Below are 17,328 nucleotides of genomic sequence, written 5' to 3' on the forward strand. Positions count from 1 at the left end.
GGGCAGGGGGCCGTGGTCACGCTGCACGACTCCGGCGGCGACCGGGCCGACACCGTCGCGGCCGTCGAGCAGATCATCCAGCGCCTCCAGCCGCAGGGATACCGCTTCACCACGCTCACGGAGGCGCTGAACATGCCCTCCGCGGTCGTGCCGCTGCCCGCGCGGGAGAAGGCCGTGGGCTGGACGCTCGTCGCCGCGCAGCGCTCCGCGTCCGCCCTCACCGGGACGATGGGCGTGCTGTTCGCGGTGGCCGGGATCGCGTACGTGCTGAGGCTCGTGGCGCTGCTGCTGTTCGCGCACGTCCACATGCGCCGCGTCCGGGGGCTGTCGCGCCGGGGACGGCACGCCGCCCCCGGGACCGCCCCGGAAGAGTTCCCGCTCGGCGGGGAGATGCCGGACATACGGGACGACGGGCTGCCGCCCGATCCGTTCCCGCCCGTCTCCGTGATCGTCCCCGCCTACAACGAGGAGGCGAACATCGCGGCGACGGTCGCCTCGCTCCTCGACACCGACTATCCGGGCACGGTCGAGGTGATCGTCGTGGACGACGGCTCCACCGACCGCACCGCGCTGATCGTCGAGTCGATCGCGCTGCCCACCGTCCACCTGATCCGCAAGCCGAACGGCGGCAAGCCGAGCGCGCTCAACGCGGGCATCGGGGTCGCCCGCGCCGAGATCCTCGTGCTCGTGGACGGCGACACGGTCTTCCAGCGCGACACCGTCCGCCATCTCGTGGCGCCCTTCGCCGACACGCGGGTCGGGGCGGTCAGCGGCAACACCAAGGTCGCCAACCGCGGCGGCATCCTCGGACGCTGGCAGCACATCGAGTACGTGATCGGGTTCAACCTCGACCGGCGGATGTTCGACGTCCTGCAGTGCATGCCGACCGTCCCCGGCGCGATCGGGGCGTTCCGCCGGTCGGTGCTGGCGCGGCTGGGCGGCGTCCCGGGTGACACCCTCGCCGAGGACACCGACCTCACCATGGCTATCTGCCGCACGGGGCTGCGCGTCGTCTACGAGGAGAAGGCCCTCGCGTGGACGGAGGCGCCGTCCACCCTGCGGCAACTGTGGAGGCAGCGCTACCGCTGGTGCTACGGCACGATGCAGGCGATGTGGAAGCACCGCCGCTCCGTCGTCGAGAGCGGCGGCTCGGGACGGTTCGGCCGCCGCTGCCTCCCCTACCTGACGCTGTTCCAGATCCTGCTGCCGCTGTTCGCGCCCGCCATCGACCTGTTCGCGCTGTTCGGCGTGCTGTTCCTCGATCCCGCCGGGCCCGTCCTGACATGGCTGGTCTTCGTCGCCGCGCAGGCCGCCGCCGGCGCCTACGCGCTCTGGCTGGACGGCGAACGGATCCGCCCGCTCTGGACGCTGCCGCTCCAGCAGTTCGTCTACCGGCAGCTGATGTACCTGGTCGTCGTCCAGTCCGTCGCCACCGCGCTGCTGGGGGCGCGGCTGGGCTGGCACACCGTCCGCCGGACGGGGACGTTCACGGACCTGCGGGGCCGGGAACAATCCCAGGGTCCTGTCGGTTAGACATGACAGCCGGTGTGCCTGGTGTCCCCGGGCCTCACCTTTTGCCTTCACGGAATACCGTCCGGCTGGAGCCGTGTTGTGCCTTTCGCCGAGAGGCGACCCCACACACCGGTGCAGGATCAGAGCCCCGCCGGGTCGCACGACTCGGCGGGGTCTGATCGTTTCCGGGCTCCCCGCGGATGCGAGACTGCGGCCATGAGTCTCGCGGCGCATCTGGAGGAGCTCGGCCGCCCGCTGGTGGACGAACAGCTCAAGCACCCCACCGTCGAGGGCATCGCCCAAGGAACCCTGGACGACGCGACCTTCCGCTCCTGGCTGGAGCAGGACTACCTCTTCCTCCACGACTACGTCCGCGTGTTCTCCCGTCTCGCCTGGCAGGCGCCCGCCGCCCATCTCGGCGACCTCGTCGACCTCGCCCACGCGACGTTCCACGACGAGCTCGACCTGCACCGATCGCTCTCCGCGAGCTTCGCCGCCGACCTGGACGGCGCGCGGAAGGGCCCGGCCTGCGCCGCGTACACGTCGTTCCTCCTGGACAGCGCCGCCACGTACGCCGACGGCCTCGCGGCCCTCTACCCCTGCATGTGGGGATACTCCACGCTCGGACGGCGGCTCGCCGAGAACCCGCCGTCCGACCCCCGCTACCGCCGCTGGGTCGACACCTACGCCGACCCCGGCTTCGCCGACCTGACCGCCCGCATCGCCCAGATGATCAACGAGTCCGGCGCCGACCCGGAATCCGCCGAACGTCTCTTCCTGGAAGGCATGCACCACGAACTGGCCTTCTGGGACGTGCCGCGTTCATAGCGTTGCTGCATCGCTCCGGCTTGCCTGGCGGCTCGCTGCGCGATCAGGTTCCTCGCAGGCTCGAAACCTGCCTTCGGTCGCGATCGCGGGCGGTTCAGGTTGTCGCGTGGTTGCGGTGGTGGTCGGGGTGGGAGCGTCCGCCTTGGTGCGGTGGGTAGTCGGTGTAGCCCTCGGCACCGCCGCCGTAGACCAGGTGGCGGATGTGCGGGGTCAGTGGGGCGCCTGTTGCGAAGCGGGCGGGGAGGTCGGGGTTGGAGATGAACAGGCGGCCGAAGGAGAACACGTCGGCCAGGCCCGCCGCGACGGCCTCCTCTCCGGCCCGCTGGGACGTCGGCTCGGGGCCGTTGAAGTTCCCGATCAGCGTGCCGGACCAGCGTGGACGCAGGTCGGCGAGTGCCTCGTACGCGCCGCGCTCGATGATGTGCAGGTAGGCGAGGCCGAGCGGGTCGAGGGCGTCCACGAGCGCGCGGTAGGTGCCCTTCGGGTCCTGTTCGGCGATCTCGTTCTCGGGGTTGTCGGGGGAGATCCGCAGGCCGACGCGTCCGGGGCCTACCTCGGCGGCCACGGCGTTCACCACGTCGAGTGCGAAGCGGAGCCGCCCGTCGCGCGAGCCGCCGAAGCGGTCGGTGCGCCGGTTGGTGTTCTCGGCGAGGAACTGCTGGATGAGGTAGCCGTTCGCGCCGTGCACCTCCACCCCGTCGAACCCCGCCTCGACGGCGTTGCGGGCCGCGGTCGCGAAGTCCGCGACCGTCGCCTCCACCTCGGCCGTCGTCAGCGGACGCGGCGTCACATGCGGGACGCGGCCCTCCTCCGTGCGGATCTTCTCCGACTCGATCCGGACCGCCGAGGGTGCGACGGGCGTCGCGCGGCCCGGCAGGGTGAGCGGGTGCGACATGCGGCCGACGTGCCAGAGCTGGGCGAAGATCGTCCCGCCGGCGGCGTGCACGGCCTCGGTCACCGCGCGCCACCCGGCGACCTGCGCGCCGGTCGTGAGGCCGGGGACGCAGGGCTCGCCCTTGCCGAGCACCCCCGGCCAGATCCCCTCGGTGACGATCAGCCCGGCCGTCGCGCGCTGCGCGTAGTACTCGGCGGTCAGGGGGTTCGGGACGCCGGTCGCGTCGTCCGCCCGGTTGCGCGTCATCGGCGCCATCGCGATCCGGTTGCGGAGCGTCAGGTGCGGACCCTCGTAGGGGAGCAGCAGCGGACTGGTCATCGTCGAACCCCTTCACTGAGATTTGCATGTACATGCATGCCTTGTATGTGCATGCAGATATTCGCATTGCATGTATGCTGGCGTCAAGAGAGAGGGGCGCGAGATGGGCGCTGACGCGAAGACCACGACGGCGGACGGCCTGCTCTGGGACGGTGTCGTCACCCTGCACGGACGCGTCGAGCATCAGCTGGCCAAGGCACTCCAGCGCAGCCACGGAATCGGCCTGTCGGAGTACCGGGCGCTGTGCCGCCTGTCCCGCGCCGAGGACGGCGAGCTGCGGATGCAGGAGCTCGCCGACCTCATCGGCCTCAACCAGAGCTCGGTCAGCCGTCTCGTCGCGCGGCTGGAGAGCGCCGGTCTCACCCGCCGCGCCATGTGCCCCAAGGACCGCCGCGGCGTCTACACCGTCATCACCGACGAGGGACGGGCCGTCCAGGAGAAGGCCGCCCCTACCTACGCCGAAACCCTGACCGAGGCCCTGGACGCGGCCGCCGCCGAACCGTCACTCGCGCCCGTCCTCACAGCGCTGCGCCGCATGCCCCAGCTCGCCTGACGCCCGGGGCCGGCGTCCGAAACGAGCAACGTCCGTGTGAACTCCGGTGGAGATCACACGGACGAAGGTTCGGGCGGGCGCCAGCCTCAGCGGGTCGCGGAGACCTCCTGCCGCGCCGGTTCGGTGGCCGGCGGGACGGCCGCGCCCGGCTCGGTGCCGAACGGCTTGAAGCGCCGCAGCCGGAGGCTGTTGCTGACCACGAAGACCGACGAGAACGCCATCGCGCCGCCCGCGATCATCGGGACCAGCAGTCCTGACGCCGCCAGCGGCAGCGCCATTACGTTGTAGGCGAACGCCCAGAACAGGTTCCCCTTGATCGTGCCGAGCGTGCTGCGGGACAGCCGGATCGCGTCCGCCGCGGCCCGCAGGTCCCCGCGGACGAGGGTCAGGTCGGACGCCTCGATCGCCGCGTCCGTCCCGGTGCCCATCGCGAGGCCGAGGTCGGCCTGCGCGAGCGCGGCGGCGTCGTTGACGCCGTCCCCGACCATCGCGACCGTCCGGCCCTCGGACTGGAGGCGCTTGACGACGTCCACCTTGTCCTGCGGCAGGACCTCGGCGATGACCTCGTCGATCCCGACCGCGTCCGCGACCGTGCGGGCCACTGTCTCGTTGTCGCCCGTCAGCAGGACGGGACGCAGCCCGAGCGCACGCAGCCGGTCGACCGCCTCCCGCGAGGTCGGCTTGACCTGGTCGGCGACGGTGATGACCGCGCGGGCCTCGCCGTCCCAGCCGACCGCGACGGCCGTGTGCCCGAGCGCGTGCGCGTCCGCCATGGCGCGTTCGAGGCCGGGCGTGAGGTGCTGCGACCATTCGGCGAGGAGCTGCGGACGGCCCGCGAGGACGCCGTGGCCGTCCACGATCCCCTGGACGCCCAGGCCCTCGACGTTCGCGAAGTCCTCGACGGTGCCGAGTTCCCCGACACGCTCCACCGCGCCCTTGGCGAGCGCCTGGGCGATGGGGTGCTCGGACGCGTTCTCCAGCGCCCCCGCCAGCCGCAGCACGTCGGCCTCGTCGACCCCGTCGGCGGTGACGACGTCGACCAGGGCCATCCGCCCGGTGGTGACGGTGCCCGTCTTGTCCAGGACGACCGTGTCGATCCTCCGGGTGGACTCCAGCACCTCCGGGCCCTTGATCAGGATGCCGAGCTGCGCGCCGCGTCCCGTCCCGACCATGAGGGCGGTCGGGGTGGCGAGGCCGAGCGCGCACGGGCAGGCGATGATCAGCACGGCGACCGCGGCGGTGAACGCTCCGGCAAGGGGCTCGCCGGTGCCGATCCAGAACCCGAGCGTGCCGAGCGCCAGCGCGATCACGACCGGGACGAACACGCCGGAGATCCGGTCGGCGAGCCGCTGGACCTGCGCCTTCCCCGTCTGCGCGTCCTCCACGAGCCGCGCCATCTGCGCGAGCCGGGTGTCGGAGCCGATCCGCGTCGCGCGGACGAGCAGGCGCCCGCCCGCGTTCACGGTCGCGCCGACGACGGTGTCGCCCGGGCCGACCTCGACCGGGACCGACTCGCCGGTCAGCATGGACGCGTCCACCGCGGACGAGCCCTCCTCGACCGTCCCGTCCGTGGCGATCTTCTCGCCGGGGCGGACGACGAACACGTCCCCCACGGCGAGCCGGTCGACCGGCACCCGCTCCTCGCGGCCGTCCCGGACGACCGAGACCTCCTTCGCGCCCAGTTCGAGCAGGGCGCGGAGCGCGGCTCCGGCGCGGCGCTTGGACCGCGTTTCGAAATAGCGCCCCGCGAGGATGAACGCGATCACGCCGGACGCGGCCTCAAGGTAGATGTTCATCGACCCGTCGGACCGCGTCATCGAGAACTCGAACCCGTGCTTGATGCCCAGCTCGCCGGCGGTGCCGAAGAACAGCGCCCACAGCGACCAGGCGAACGCGGCCAGCGTGCCGAGCGAGATCAGCGTGTCCATGGTGGCCGCGCCGTGCCGGAGGTTGGTGTACGCGGCCTTGTGGAACGGCCAGCCCGCGTACACGACGACCGGGGCGGCCAGCGTCAGCGACAGCCACTGCCACGCCTCGAACTGCAGCGCCGGGATCATCGCCATCGCGATGACCGGGACCGACAGGACGACCGCGGTGAGCAGCCGCTGCCGCAGCGCCCGGAGATCGTCGTCCGGCTCCGGTGCGTCTCCGGCCTCGCCCCGCTCGGGCTTGCGCGGCGCCGGGAGCCGGGCGCTGTAGCCGGCCTTCTCGACCGTCGCGATCAGCTCGTCCGGGGAGACGGCCCCGGAATATTCGACCTTCGCCTTCTCGGTGGCGTAGTTGACCGTCGCGGTCACGCCGTCGAGCTTGTTGAGCTTGCGCTCGATGCGGTTGGCGCACGACGCGCACGTCATGCCGCCGATCGCCAGCTCGACCTGCCCGGACGCGGTGTCCGTGCTCATCGTCGCTCCTCCTCTGCGCTCTGCGTCGGTCGTTCGGGATGGGTCAGTGGGTGTGCGGCGTGTCGTCGTGACCGCCGCCCCCGGTCTGCTGGACGGGCACCTGCGCGTCCCCGGCGTGCACGGTGAACTCGGCCGTGCGGACCTTGCCGTCGTGCTTGAAGTCCAGGTAGAGACGGTACGCGCCGGAACTCGGCGCCTCGGCGGAGAACGTGATGCCGGGGCCCGGCTTCGTCTCGCCGTCGCCCGGCTCCCCGTCCGGGTGGACGTGCAGGTAGGCGAGGTCGCCCTGGCGCAGCGCCACCAGGTGGCCGTACGCCTCCAGGTACGGCTGCAGATCGGTGACCGGCTTGCCGCCCTTGCTCACCGAGAGGGTGAGTTCGGTGGACTTGCCGGGAGTGAGCCCGCCGGACAGCGTCACCTCGTAGCCGTCCACCTTCGCGACGCGCTCGGGCTTCGGCAGCGGCGCCGTCCGCAGGTCGCCCTGGACGAACACGTCGGTGCCGAGCGTGAGCTGCCGCGTCGCGCCGTCCGGCTGGATGTCGGTGAAGAACCGGTACACGCCGGACTTCGGGATCGTGATCGACACCGTCCAGACGCCGCCGCCCGCCTCGGACGGGTGCAGGTGCTGGAAGCCCGACAGGTCGCGGCTCGCGACGATCAGGTGCAGGCGCTTGCCGTGCAGGGGCTTGAACCCGGTGACGGGCTTGCCGTCGGGGCCGTTGATGGTGAACCGGAAGTCGGACCGCTTGCCGGGGGCCAGCGTCGTCCTGCGCGGGACGAGCGTGTAGCCGTCCTCGGAGACCTGGAGGCCGCCGGGCGCGTGCGCCGCCGCGCCACCGGCATCGCCGCCGTGGCCGCCGCCTCCGTGCCCGCCACCGCTGCCGCTTCCGCCGTGGCCGCCGCCGTGGGACGCGGTCTCGGCCGAGGCGCCCACGGGTCCGACGACCTTGCCGATTCCGGCGGCGCCGCCGAAGACGACCGCCAGCCCGGCGGCGTAGGCTCCCAGCTTGATCGCGCTGTTCATTCCGATCACTCCAACCCGGTGCCCGAAGGCACGGAACTCAAGGGGCGCACCCCGCCGCGTGCGGGATGCGCGCCGGTCATGGCTTCAGTTCGTAACCGGCCTCTTCGACGGCGTCCTTGACCAGGGCGTCGTCGATCGGCGCGGCGCTCGTCACGGTGACCCGGCCGGTCGGCAGGTCGACCTCGACGTCGGTCACCCCGGTGATCTGCTCGACCTCCTCGGTGACCGAGCTGACGCAGTGGCCGCAGGTCATCCCGGTGACGGTGTAGGTGGCGGTGCTCATCTGGCGACTCCCTCGTTCCCTTGGCCTTGTACCCCTGGGGGGTATCTTGCGGTCCTCATGCTGCCATAACGGCGCACCCGTGGCAACCCGTACCCCCTAGGGGTTATTTCGAGATCCCGGTCACATGCCCGCCGAGTCCGGTCATGGGGCCGCTCGGGGCGATTACCGGCGGGTTGTTACGCGGAAGTTATCCACACCCTCGGTGACGGCCCGTCCCCGCTCTCGTCCGCCGGTTTGCGGGGATTCATTGAGGTATTGACCCCGCGAACGCCGCACGCCCCGCCGCATCCGGAGTTGTGCACAGGCTTTTCCACAGGCTTCCACAGCCCTGTGGACACCGGCATCGCCCCTCTTCGCCGATACTGGGACCATGCCCGAGCTACCTGAGGTGGAGGCGCTGGCGGGGTTCCTGCGGGAGCGCGTCGTCGGACACGTCATCGCGCGCGTGGACGTTCTCGCCATCTCCGCGCTGAAGACCTACGACCCGCCGGTGACCTCGCTCGGCGGGCTGACCGTCACCGGCGTCGCCCGGCGCGGCAAGTTCCTCGACCTCGACGTGGACGGCCCGCACCTGGTGATCCATCTGGCGCGGGCCGGGTGGCTGCGCTGGCGCGAGGAGATCCCGGCGCGGCCCGTCCGGCCGGGCGGCAAGAACCCGCTGGCGATGCGCGTCCATCTGGACGACGGCTCCGGTTTCGACCTGACGGAGGCCGGCACGAAGAAGGGCCTCGCCGTCTACGTCGTCCGGGATCCTTCGGACGTCCCGGGCGTCGCCTCGCTCGGCCCCGATCCGCTGGACGCCGCGTTCACCCCGGCGGCGCTCGGCGCGATCCTCGACGGCAAGCGCACCCAGATCAAGGGCCTGCTGCGCGACCAGAAGGTGATCGCCGGGATCGGCAACGCCTATTCCGACGAGGTGCTGCACGTCGCGAAGATGTCGCCCTTCAAGATCGCCGCCTCGCTGACCGAGGACGACGTCGCGATCCTGCACGACGCCATCGTCACCACCCTGCGCGACGCCGTGGAGCGTTCGCGCGGGCTGGAGGCCCAGGATCTCAAGGGCGAGAAGAAGACCGGCCTGCGCGTCCATGGCAAGGCCGGGCAGAAATGCCCCGTCTGCGGCGACACGGTCCGCGAGGTCTCCTTCGCGGACTCGTCCCTCCAGTACTGCGCGACCTGCCAGACGGGCGGCAAGCCCCTGGCCGACCGACGGATGTCCCGCCTCCTGAAGTGACCCGCTCGCTCACGCGGGCGACGTGGACGGACGGCCGCGGGGCACGATCAGGGCGCCGGCGACCGCGGTGGGGACGGCGACGAGCAGCGTCCAGCCGAGGCGCTGGATGCGCGCCTGGTCGCAGGCCCCGTGGATCGCGTTCCGCTCCGTGTTGTCCAGAGGGATGTCGAGGGTCTCCTTGCCGCTCCTGGCATTGAGGACGGACGAGCACGACAGCGTCCTGGCCTTCTCGATCGTCGCGTGGGGGGTCGTGGTGATCGAGGCGTTCAGGAGGTAGAGGACGGCGATGGCGCCGGCGGCGGCGAGGGCCATCGCGATGTAGTTCATGAGCCGCATGGTGTATCCGTGAGCCGATCTTCACACAGGTGACCCCGCCCGGGTGACCGGGCGGGGCCGATGATGTGGTCGTGGTTTCCGGTTTCTGGTCGCTGGACGGAGCCGGAACGGGGATGGCTCGTTCAGCGGACCTTCGGCACGGGGCCGAAGAGCGGGCCGACCTGCTCCCAGCGATGCAGCTGGCAGCCGTCGTCACGGGAGAACTGGGCGTCGATCTCCTTCCCCTTCCAGGTCCCCTTGACCGTGGCGAGCTCGGGGCCGCCGTAGATCAAGGTGCATTGCTGATCCTTGGGGACGGGTTTGAACGGGTCCTTGGCCTTGGCGAGGGCCGCGCAGGCGTCGGCGGCCTTGGGATGGTCGCCGCCGGGCGGCTCGCAGTTCAGGGTCCAGGTCTTGGCGGGGGCCTCCTTGGAGGCCTTGACGTTGATGGTGAGGGAGTCCGCCGGCGTGCCGGAGGGTTGCACGGACGTCGTGCCCGAAGGCTTGTCGGCGGGGGTCCCCTTGGCTTGTTCGTCGCCGCAGGCAGCCAGAGACAAGACCATGGCCAGCCCGGGCGTTGCGAAAAGGAGCGTCCGGTACCGCATGGGTGATTCGACGCAGGGGGGCTTCGCGCGGTTCCATGGGGGTGTGATGAATTTCGGGGACGACGTGCCGGCGGTGGCAGCCGCCGACGTCCCGCAGGACGGCTACCTGCTGGACGTCCGGGAACAGGACGAGTGGGACGCGGGTCACGCGCCCACGGCCGTCCACATTCCCATGGGCCAGCTGGGTGATCGTGCCGGAGAGGTCCCCCGCGACCGGGAGGTCTACGTGATCTGCCGGTCCGGGGCGCGGTCCGCGCAGGTGACGGTGGCGCTCAACCAGGCGGGCTGGCTGGCCAGGAACGTCGACGGCGGGATGAAGGGCTGGGTCGAGGCGGGCCGTCCGATGGAGGGCGGTGGCGACGGGGCCCCGTACGTGGCCTGAAGCGGCCCGGCCGGATGTGGCCGGGACGAGGTCACGCATGATCGGTTGACTCTGGGGTGATCTGCGCCCTTTTGACGATCCGTGCCCTTATGGGGGAAGTCGGGCGGGTTGTACGATCGGGCCCGACCGATGACCGCGGGAGCTCGGGCCGCACCGCACCGGGATGAGGCACGTCGCGTGCCGGCCGGATGCGTGCAAGCCGGGCTGAGAGGGCGGCCTTAGAGGCGTCGCCGACCGCATGAACCTGTCCGGGTAATGCCGGCGTAGGGAGTGTGTTCCGTGACGTCCGAGGTTGATGCGCAGGCCGGTGCGGCGCGTCCGAACAACGAGGCCCCGTTCACGCTCGACGAGCCCGCGCCGAGGGTCCTCGGCTTCTGGGACCAGAGCGCCTTCTGGGCGAACCTCGGGGTCAGCCTGCTGGCCTTCTCCGGCGCCTACACCGTCCTGGCGCCGGGCGCCGACGGCCGGCCCACCCTGTCGATCATGGCGGGCATCGTGGCGATGGCCGTTGGAACGATCCTGGGCGGGCTGATGCTGGGCCTTGCCGCGGTGCCCGGCGCACGCACCGGCCAGCCCGCGATGGTGCTGCTCCGCGGCCTGTTCGGCGCCCGCCTGTCGTACGCGCCGACCGTGCTGAACATCGCGCAGCTCGTCGGCTGGGGGACGTTCGAGCTGATCGTCATCGCGGACGCGGCGCGCGAGCTGTGGGACGGTGTGCCGCGCTGGGGCTACGTGGTCGCCGCCGGGGCGATCACGACGGTGCTGACCATCTGGCCGCTCGGCTCCGTCAGGATCCTGCGCCGCTATGTCACGGTCGCCGTGGGGATAGCGCTGGTCTACTTCTACGTCCAGCTCCTCCGCGAGCCGCTCCCCGACCTGACGCAGGGCTCGTGGGGCGGCTTCTGGATCGGGGCCGACGCGGCGCTGGCGGTGTCGATCTCCTGGGTCCCGGTCGCCGCCGACTACACCCGGCATTCCCGGACGGAACGGGCCGCGTTCGGCGCCGCCGCCGTCGGGTACTCGGTCACGCAGATCGTCGCCTACGTCCTCGGCCTGCTGGCGCTGGCGCTCGTCGCGGGCGACTCGGCAAAGGTCTTCGATCCGTTCCTGAACGTCACGCTCGGCGTCGTGTTCTTCGCGGTGTTCGTGCTGCGGGAGGCGGACCAGTCGTTCGCCGACACCTACTCCACGGCCGTGTCGATCCAGAACCTCGTCCCGCGCGCCGACCGCCGCGTGCTGAGCGTCGCGCTCGGCGTCATCGTCACGGTGCTCGCGCTGGTCCTGGACATCGGCGACTACGCGGGGTTCCTGTCGCTGATCGGCTCGGTGTTCGTGCCGATGCTCGGCGTCCTCGCCGCCGACTTCTTCCTCGGGCGGCGGGGCCGGCGCGGCTGGGACGCCTCGCGGACGGCGCCGTCCCGCTGGGGCATGATCGTCGCCTGGGCCGCCGGGTTCGTCGTGTACCAGCTCATCAACCCCGGCACCGTCAGCCGGTGGGCGGGCTTCTGGCAGGACGTCCGGGACGCGCTGCACTTCGGCGCGCAGAGCTGGATGAGCGCCTCGCTGCTGTCGTTCCTGGTCGCGGGGGCCGCCGCGCTCCTCATCGGCAGGCTTACCAAACAGTAAGGTTCTTGTTCGTACGGTGCCGGCACAGAAAGTTTCGGCGTAAGTTACCCGGCGCCGTGCCGGAGTCCGGTGGCACGATGACAGACGTGCACCACCACGTCCATGACCCGATCGCGCGGGCGGTCATCGAGAGCGCCGCCGACGCGATCGTGGCCGTGGACCAGCGGCATCGGGTCACGGTGTGGAACCCGGCCGCCGAGCGCATGTTCGGCTGGACGGCCGAGGAGATGGTCGGACGGGTGCCGCCGATCGTCCCGCACGAGCTGAAGGCCGAGCACAACGCCGTCCAGGAACGGCTCCTCACCCGCCGCGCCGCCGGCGGGGAGGGCCCCGCCGGAGCCGGCACCGAGGGCGAGGGCGAGGGCGGGCAGATCTCGATCGCGACCCGCCGGTTCCACCGGGACGGCCGCCTCATCGACGTCCGGATCGACACGAGCCTGCTGAAGGACCCGTCCGGCACCCCGCTCGGCTGGGTCGGCGTGTACCACCCGGTCGACGAGGACGAGATCGTCCAGCACCACATCACCGAGCGGGCCCGGCTCGTCCGCCGGCTGAACGACATCGTCGCCGACCTGAACGCCGAGCTGGACCTCGCCGTCGTCCTCGACCGGATCACCGCCGCGCTGATCGAGCTGACCGGCGCGGACGCGGGCGGCTTCGCGCGGATCGAGGGCGACCGGCTGCGGCTGGTGAACATGTCCGGGCTGCCGGAGCACATGCGCGGCGCGTCCGCCGACCTGAGGACGAGCCTGGTCGGGGAGCTGCTGCGGTCGGGCAAGACGGTCAAGCTCGCGACCGGCGAGCAGCGCCTCGGCGATCTGATCTGGTCCGAGCTGTCCGGGCTGCACACGATCGCGCTCGGCCTGTCCTACCTGCAGAACCGCCCGTACGGCGCGCTGTACGCCCTGTTCTCCGGCCACAAGGTCGGGCACACCGAGCTGGAGCTGCTGGAGCTCCTCGCCGGGCACGCGGGCGTCGCGGTCGGCAACGCCGTCGCGTACGCGGAGGTCGTCCGGCAGCGGGCGCACGAGCGCGCCGTGATCGACTCCAGCGCGGACGGGATCGCCGTCCTCGACCACCATCTCGTCGTCCGGCAGTGGAACCCCGCCGCGCACACCCTCACCGGCATCCCGCCGGAGGACGCGATCGGACGGCCGCTGCCGTTCGGCATGCCCGCGCTCGGCGAGATGCTGACGATCCGGCTGGAGTCCGGGACGTGGCTGAACGTCCTCGCCGCCGAGATCGAGGAGACCGGCGAGCTGGTCGTCGACTTCCGCGACGTGTCGGAGGCGAAGGCGCTGGAGGAGGCCAAGGACCTGTTCCTCGCCACCACCAGCCACGAGCTGCGCACCCCGATCACCGTCGTGCAGGGGTTCGCGTCCACGCTGGTCAACCGGTGGGACGAGCTGTCGGACGGCGACCGCCGCGCCGCCGTCGCCACCATCGCCGAACGCGCCCAGTCGCTCGGCCGGCTCGTCGAGCACCTGCTGCTCGGCTCCCGCGCGGGCGCCGACGAGCTGACCGTGACGATCGAGTCGTTCGACCTGACGCGGGTGCTGGAGGGCGTGGTCGCCGGGTTCCGGTCGCTGTCGCCGCTGCACCGGGTCGAGCTGGAGATCGAGCCCGCGCTGCCGCCCTGCCGCGGGGACGCGATGGCGACCGACATCGTCCTCGGGCAGCTGCTGGAGAACGCGTTCAAGTACTCCCCGGACGGCGGGACGGTCAGCGTCCGGGCCGTCCGCGCGGGCGGCGAGATCGTGGTGACCGTGACGGACGAGGGGATCGGCATCCCGGCCGGCGACCATGAGCGGATCTTCGAGCGGTTCGTCCAGGGGGACGCGGGGGACCGGCGGCGGTTCGGCGGCATCGGGCTCGGCCTGTACATCGTCAAACGCCTCACGGAGGCGCAAGGCGGAATGATCTCCGCGCATCCGGCCCAGCACGACAAAAGTGAGGGATCTCACATAGGCCGGGACCGGCCCGACGAGACCCTCCGATCGGACGGTTCGGCACCCCATCCGAACGTTCTTCTGCACGAGACGGAAGGCCGCGGACCCGCAGGTGGCGCGCATGCCGGTGACGGAACGTGCATGCGGCTCGTCCTCCGGGCAGCGCCCTGACCGGCCGCCGGGCCCTTGCGTCAACCTGTCCGGTCAGTGACCGGAGGGGACGTCCTGTGGCTACTCAGCGTAACCAAACCCGAACCGTCCCGCCACGATAAGACGGCCGTGACCAGGGCATTCATGTGGTCTCAACGGTCGTCGTAGCCGCCCTCCTGCGGGAAAGTGCGGCGACCGGGGGGTGTGATGGACGAAACGAGCGCGCGAGGAGTAAATCCACCGTTGGCTGGATAGATCCTTGGATGGTTGCCGTTCGTGACGGGATTCCGATGCGGGGGTGATCACCGTGACCGGATGGCCGGTGACTCGTTGTGCAGGTGGCGAATGAACCGTTCGGGTTTCCGGTCCCGGCCATCAGGGCATTTCGGTCGTACTGGAAGATCGGTGACGGGACTCATCCGAGCACACGAAACCACGGGGAGGTGAGGGCGTCGAGCGTCGTACTGCTGCCACACGCACCGTCCAGCGTCGCGGTCGCCCGGAGGCGCCTCAGCTCGGAGCTGGTCGACTCGGGCGTCTACGAGTCCGTCGTGGACGACGCCAGCGTCATCGTCAGCGAGCTGCTCAGCAACGCCCTCCGCCATGCGCGTCCGCTGCCGTCCGGCCAGGTCAGGGTCTGCTGGCTGCGCCGCGGCGACGTCCTCGAACTGGAGGTCAGCGACGGCGGCGCCATGACCGAGCCGCGCCGCGGCCCCGGCACCCTGTCCTCGCTCGGCGGGCGCGGCCTCGGCATCGTCGAGGCGCTCTCCGAAGGCTGGGGCGTCCGCCACGAGGAGGGCGCCACCACGGTCTGGGCCGTCCTGCGGGCCCCGAGATCGTCCAGCGGCCAGAACGGGAGGGCCGCTCCCGCCGGAGCCCACACCGTCGTCCCCGATCTCGCCGACTTCCCCGATCTGACGGACGAACCGGACGATCTGCACGATGGACGTAGAAACGGGACCGCCGCGAGCAGGGCATACCCGGCCTAACCCGGACCCCATCTAGAGAATCCCGCGCCGACCTTGTAGTGTCCTCCTCAAGCTCGGGCGTTGTCGTGCCCCCGTCGACATCGCCCGAGCTGTACGCGTTTTTTTGTATTTCTCTCCTCTTTCGGCCCTGGCGGGCCTCCATCGTCGAGAAACACGGCGCGATCGCTGCATCGCTTCGGCTCGCCTGGCGGCTCGCTGCGCGATCAGGTTTCTCGCAGGCTCGAAACCTGCCTTCGGACGCGATCGCGGGAGTGGGGGTTGTTGCGTGGTTGCGGTGGTGGCTGGGGTTGTTGCGTCCGACCGTTGCGCATTGCGTGCGTGTTTTGGGTCGCTTCGCGACCGGGTCCTTATGGCCTGGCTGGGGGGTCTCTGAGGATTGGGCAGGACATGCAGCGGGGGCCGCCTCTGCCGGTGCCTAGTTCGCTGCCGGTGATTCTTATGACCTCTATGCCGGATGCCTCTAGTTGGGCGTTCGTCTCTATGTTGCGTTCGTAGGCGACGCAGAGGCGGGGGGCTACGGCGAGGGTGTTGTTGCCGTCGTCCCATTGTTCGCGTTCCGCGGTGACTGGGTCGAGGCCGGTGTCGATCACCTTGAGGCGGTCCAAGTCCATCGCCTCGGCGGCTGCTTCCAGGAAGGGGCGGGGGTCGCTGACGTGGAGGTCGCCGTTGTGGAGTGAGACCGTGTGCGCGGTGAGGGAGTGGGCGACCGGGGGGTACATGACGACGGTGTCCACGTCGACCATCGTGCAGACGGTGTCCAGGTGCATGGTGGCGCGTTCCTGCGCAATGGGGACGGCCAGGACGGTGTGTGCGAGTCCTGCTCCTATGACCTGGCGGGCCAGGCGTTCTACGCCTGCGGGTGTGGTTCGTTCGCCGGTGCCTACGGCGATGACGCCTGGGGTCAGTAGGAGGACGTCGCCACCTTCCAGGTGTTCTAGGGATGGGGTGTAGATCGGCTGGACGTCCGCGAAGCGTGGGTGGTGGGTGTAGATCAGGCCCGTCAGTGCTGACTCTCGGCGGCGGGCCTCCATGGCGAGGCTCGTCACCGCCACCTGGTCGCCGATCCACGTGCTGTTGTCGCGGGTGAACAGCAGGCCGGGGAGCGGGTCGACGATGAAGTCCATGCGGTTCATCAGCCGGTAGACGAGGCCGTGGCCCGCCTTCAGCTCCTCGTGTGCCAGGCCCGCGATCAGCGTGTGCGCGAGGTTCTCGGGGTCGAGGTCGCGGAGGTATCCCTCGACGACGCGGCGGAGCTGATCGCCCAGGCGGAGGTCGATGATGGCGTCCGCGATGGCCTGCTCGCGGGCGGCCTCGTACTCCAGGGCGTCCTGGAGGAGTTCTGTGACGTACAGGACCTCCACGCCGCGTGAGCGGAGGGCCTCGGCGAACGCGTCGTGCTCTTCTTGGGCCCGGCCCACCCAGGGGATCGCGTCGAACAGCAGCTTGTCGCTGTTGCGTGGGGTGAGCCGCTTCAACTCCGCGCCCGGGCGGTGCAGGAGGACGGTCCGGAGCCGTCCGACCTCGCTGGTGACCCGGTGCTCGTGCGCCTTCGCTGCCGTCACACTCCGCAGTCTAGGCGGCCGGATCTTCTGTCCCACCGCTGTGTCACCATGCGGAGGATGATCGGCAGATCGGCGGCGCTGCCGCTGCACCTCACGTCGGCGACGCTGCTGCGGGTGTCCGCCGAAGGGGTCGCCACGGCGCTGGTGCTGACCGTCCAGGCGCGCACCGGGAACGCGGCCACTGCCGGGTACCTGCAGACCGCGATGACGCTGCCGTACGTGCTGAGCGGGCCGTTGCTCGGGATCGTCGTCGACAGGGTCGCACGGCCGCGTGGTGTCGCCGTCGTCCTTGCGGCCGGGTATGCCGTCGCGACGGCGGTGCTGCTTGGGATGGCGGGGCGGTCGCCGCTTGTGCTGGCGTTGCTCGTTGCGGCGGTGATCGGGTGCACCGAGCCGGTGGTGGTGGCGTTGACCAGCCTGCTGCCGCGGTTCGTGCCGCCTGCGCGGCTTTCGCGGGCGTATGGGCTTGAGGCGTCCAGCTACAACCTGGCCGGTATCGCGGGGCCGGGTCTGGCCGCAGGGCTCGCGGCCTTGGCGGGTGGGCAGTATGCCGGGGTCGCCATTGTGGTTGCCGGTGTTCTGGGGTTCTTGACGCTTCCGCTTTTGCCCTTTCCCGGGCCGCCTGCCGATGGGAAAGCGGAGGTGAGCGGGTGGTTCTCGATGGTCACGGGCGGGCTGGTGGTGTCTCTTATACTCATCTG

General features: G+C 70.9%; 16 protein-coding genes. 9 read left to right on the forward strand and 7 right to left on the reverse strand.

The features are described from left to right. A partial coding sequence (locus ETD83_RS29115) for a bifunctional polysaccharide deacetylase/glycosyltransferase family 2 protein (protein ID WP_138648412.1) occupies positions 1-1,533 on the forward strand: 1,533 nt, incomplete at its 5' end. A 195-nt stretch (positions 1,534-1,728) separates the two neighbouring features. Further along, positions 1,729-2,340 (forward strand): TenA family protein, encoded by a 612-nt coding sequence (locus ETD83_RS29120; protein ID WP_138648413.1) that lies wholly within the window; start codon positions 1,729-1,731, stop codon positions 2,338-2,340. Between the two features lie 94 nt (positions 2,341-2,434). On the opposite strand, the gene ETD83_RS29125 is transcribed toward ETD83_RS29120, so the two are convergent. Continuing rightward, positions 2,435-3,553 carry an alkene reductase gene (locus ETD83_RS29125; protein ID WP_138648414.1) on the reverse strand — a complete coding sequence of 373 codons (1,119 nt, stop codon included), beginning with the start codon at positions 3,551-3,553 and terminating at the stop codon, positions 2,435-2,437. Between the two features lie 103 nt (positions 3,554-3,656). Between ETD83_RS29125 and ETD83_RS29130 the strand changes: the two genes are divergently transcribed. Further along, positions 3,657-4,106, forward strand: a complete 450-nt coding sequence (locus ETD83_RS29130) for a MarR family winged helix-turn-helix transcriptional regulator (RefSeq protein ID WP_138648415.1) — start codon at positions 3,657-3,659, stop codon at positions 4,104-4,106. A gap of 86 nt (positions 4,107-4,192) precedes the next feature. Here the strand turns inward: ETD83_RS29130 and ETD83_RS29135 are convergent, their stop codons facing one another. From ETD83_RS29135 to ETD83_RS29145, 3 genes are all read right to left on the reverse strand, one after another. Then, positions 4,193-6,508 carry a heavy metal translocating P-type ATPase gene (locus ETD83_RS29135; RefSeq protein WP_138648416.1) on the reverse strand — a complete coding sequence of 772 codons (2,316 nt, stop codon included), beginning with the start codon at positions 6,506-6,508 and terminating at the stop codon, positions 4,193-4,195. 43 nt (positions 6,509-6,551) lie between these two features. Then, the gene (locus ETD83_RS29140) at positions 6,552-7,532 is read right to left on the reverse strand and encodes a carbohydrate-binding protein (RefSeq protein WP_138648417.1); all 981 of its coding nucleotides are present in this window, start codon (positions 7,530-7,532) and stop codon (positions 6,552-6,554) included. A 76-nt stretch (positions 7,533-7,608) separates the two neighbouring features. Further along, on the reverse strand, positions 7,609-7,815 hold the full coding sequence (locus ETD83_RS29145; protein WP_138648418.1) for a heavy-metal-associated domain-containing protein: 207 nt from the start codon (positions 7,813-7,815) through the stop codon (positions 7,609-7,611). 370 nt (positions 7,816-8,185) lie between these two features. Between ETD83_RS29145 and ETD83_RS29150 the strand changes: the two genes are divergently transcribed. Beyond that, positions 8,186-9,049, forward strand: a complete 864-nt coding sequence (locus ETD83_RS29150; protein ID WP_138648419.1) for an Fpg/Nei family DNA glycosylase — start codon at positions 8,186-8,188, stop codon at positions 9,047-9,049. A 9-nt stretch (positions 9,050-9,058) separates the two neighbouring features. Here the strand turns inward: ETD83_RS29150 and ETD83_RS29155 are convergent, their stop codons facing one another. Both ETD83_RS29155 and ETD83_RS29160 read right to left on the reverse strand, forming a co-directional pair. Further along, positions 9,059-9,376 carry a hypothetical protein gene (locus tag ETD83_RS29155; protein WP_138648420.1) on the reverse strand — a complete coding sequence of 106 codons (318 nt, stop codon included), beginning with the start codon at positions 9,374-9,376 and terminating at the stop codon, positions 9,059-9,061. Between the two features lie 131 nt (positions 9,377-9,507). Then, a complete protein-coding gene (locus ETD83_RS29160; protein ID WP_230421269.1) occupies positions 9,508-9,927 on the reverse strand; it encodes an SSI family serine proteinase inhibitor in 420 nt (139 codons plus the stop codon). Positions 9,928-10,015: 88 nt separating this feature from the next. Between ETD83_RS29160 and ETD83_RS29165 the strand changes: the two genes are divergently transcribed. The 4 genes from ETD83_RS29165 to ETD83_RS29180 all read left to right on the forward strand — a co-directional run bounded on the left by ETD83_RS29165 (position 10,016) and on the right by ETD83_RS29180 (position 15,065). Further along, complete coding sequence (locus ETD83_RS29165) at positions 10,016-10,351, forward strand: rhodanese-like domain-containing protein (protein WP_138648422.1); 336 nt, start codon at positions 10,016-10,018, stop codon at positions 10,349-10,351. Positions 10,352-10,630: 279 nt separating this feature from the next. Beyond that, complete coding sequence (locus tag ETD83_RS29170) at positions 10,631-11,977, forward strand: purine-cytosine permease family protein (RefSeq protein WP_138648423.1); 1,347 nt, start codon at positions 10,631-10,633, stop codon at positions 11,975-11,977. Between the two features lie 77 nt (positions 11,978-12,054). Beyond that, positions 12,055-14,097, forward strand: a complete 2,043-nt coding sequence (locus ETD83_RS29175; protein WP_138648424.1) for a PAS domain-containing protein — start codon at positions 12,055-12,057, stop codon at positions 14,095-14,097. A 422-nt stretch (positions 14,098-14,519) separates the two neighbouring features. Next, entirely contained in the window at positions 14,520-15,065 is a 546-nt protein-coding gene (locus tag ETD83_RS29180; protein ID WP_138648425.1) for an ATP-binding protein, read from the forward strand. Between the two features lie 347 nt (positions 15,066-15,412). Here ETD83_RS29180 and ETD83_RS29185 read toward each other — a convergent pair whose 3' ends face one another. Continuing rightward, positions 15,413-16,627 carry an arginine deiminase gene (locus ETD83_RS29185; protein WP_138648426.1) on the reverse strand — a complete coding sequence of 405 codons (1,215 nt, stop codon included), beginning with the start codon at positions 16,625-16,627 and terminating at the stop codon, positions 15,413-15,415. A 57-nt stretch (positions 16,628-16,684) separates the two neighbouring features. Here ETD83_RS29185 and ETD83_RS29190 point away from each other — a divergent pair. Further along, positions 16,685-17,328: MFS transporter (locus tag ETD83_RS29190; protein WP_171064486.1), on the forward strand; the 644-nt coding region annotated here is incomplete at its 3' end.

It is taken from the genome of Actinomadura soli, assembly GCF_005889715.1.
GTDB classification, from domain to species: Bacteria; Actinomycetota; Actinomycetes; order Streptosporangiales; family Streptosporangiaceae; genus Spirillospora; species Spirillospora soli.

Coding starts and splice junctions, on each gene's coding strand:
- ETD83_RS29120 (WP_138648413.1), top strand. CDS start 1,729: ATGAGTCTCGCGGCGCATCTGGAGGAGCTCGGCCGCCCGCTGGTGGAC.
- ETD83_RS29125 (WP_138648414.1), bottom strand. CDS start 3,553: ATGACCAGTCCGCTGCTGCTCCCCTACGAGGGTCCGCACCTGACGCTC.
- ETD83_RS29130 (WP_138648415.1), top strand. CDS start 3,657: ATGGGCGCTGACGCGAAGACCACGACGGCGGACGGCCTGCTCTGGGAC.
- ETD83_RS29135 (WP_138648416.1), bottom strand. CDS start 6,508: ATGAGCACGGACACCGCGTCCGGGCAGGTCGAGCTGGCGATCGGCGGC.
- ETD83_RS29140 (WP_138648417.1), bottom strand. CDS start 7,532: ATGAACAGCGCGATCAAGCTGGGAGCCTACGCCGCCGGGCTGGCGGTC.
- ETD83_RS29145 (WP_138648418.1), bottom strand. CDS start 7,815: ATGAGCACCGCCACCTACACCGTCACCGGGATGACCTGCGGCCACTGC.
- ETD83_RS29150 (WP_138648419.1), top strand. CDS start 8,186: ATGCCCGAGCTACCTGAGGTGGAGGCGCTGGCGGGGTTCCTGCGGGAG.
- ETD83_RS29155 (WP_138648420.1), bottom strand. CDS start 9,376: ATGAACTACATCGCGATGGCCCTCGCCGCCGCCGGCGCCATCGCCGTC.
- ETD83_RS29160 (WP_230421269.1), bottom strand. CDS start 9,927: ATGGTCTTGTCTCTGGCTGCCTGCGGCGACGAACAAGCCAAGGGGACC.
- ETD83_RS29165 (WP_138648422.1), top strand. CDS start 10,016: ATGAATTTCGGGGACGACGTGCCGGCGGTGGCAGCCGCCGACGTCCCG.
- ETD83_RS29175 (WP_138648424.1), top strand. CDS start 12,055: ATGACAGACGTGCACCACCACGTCCATGACCCGATCGCGCGGGCGGTC.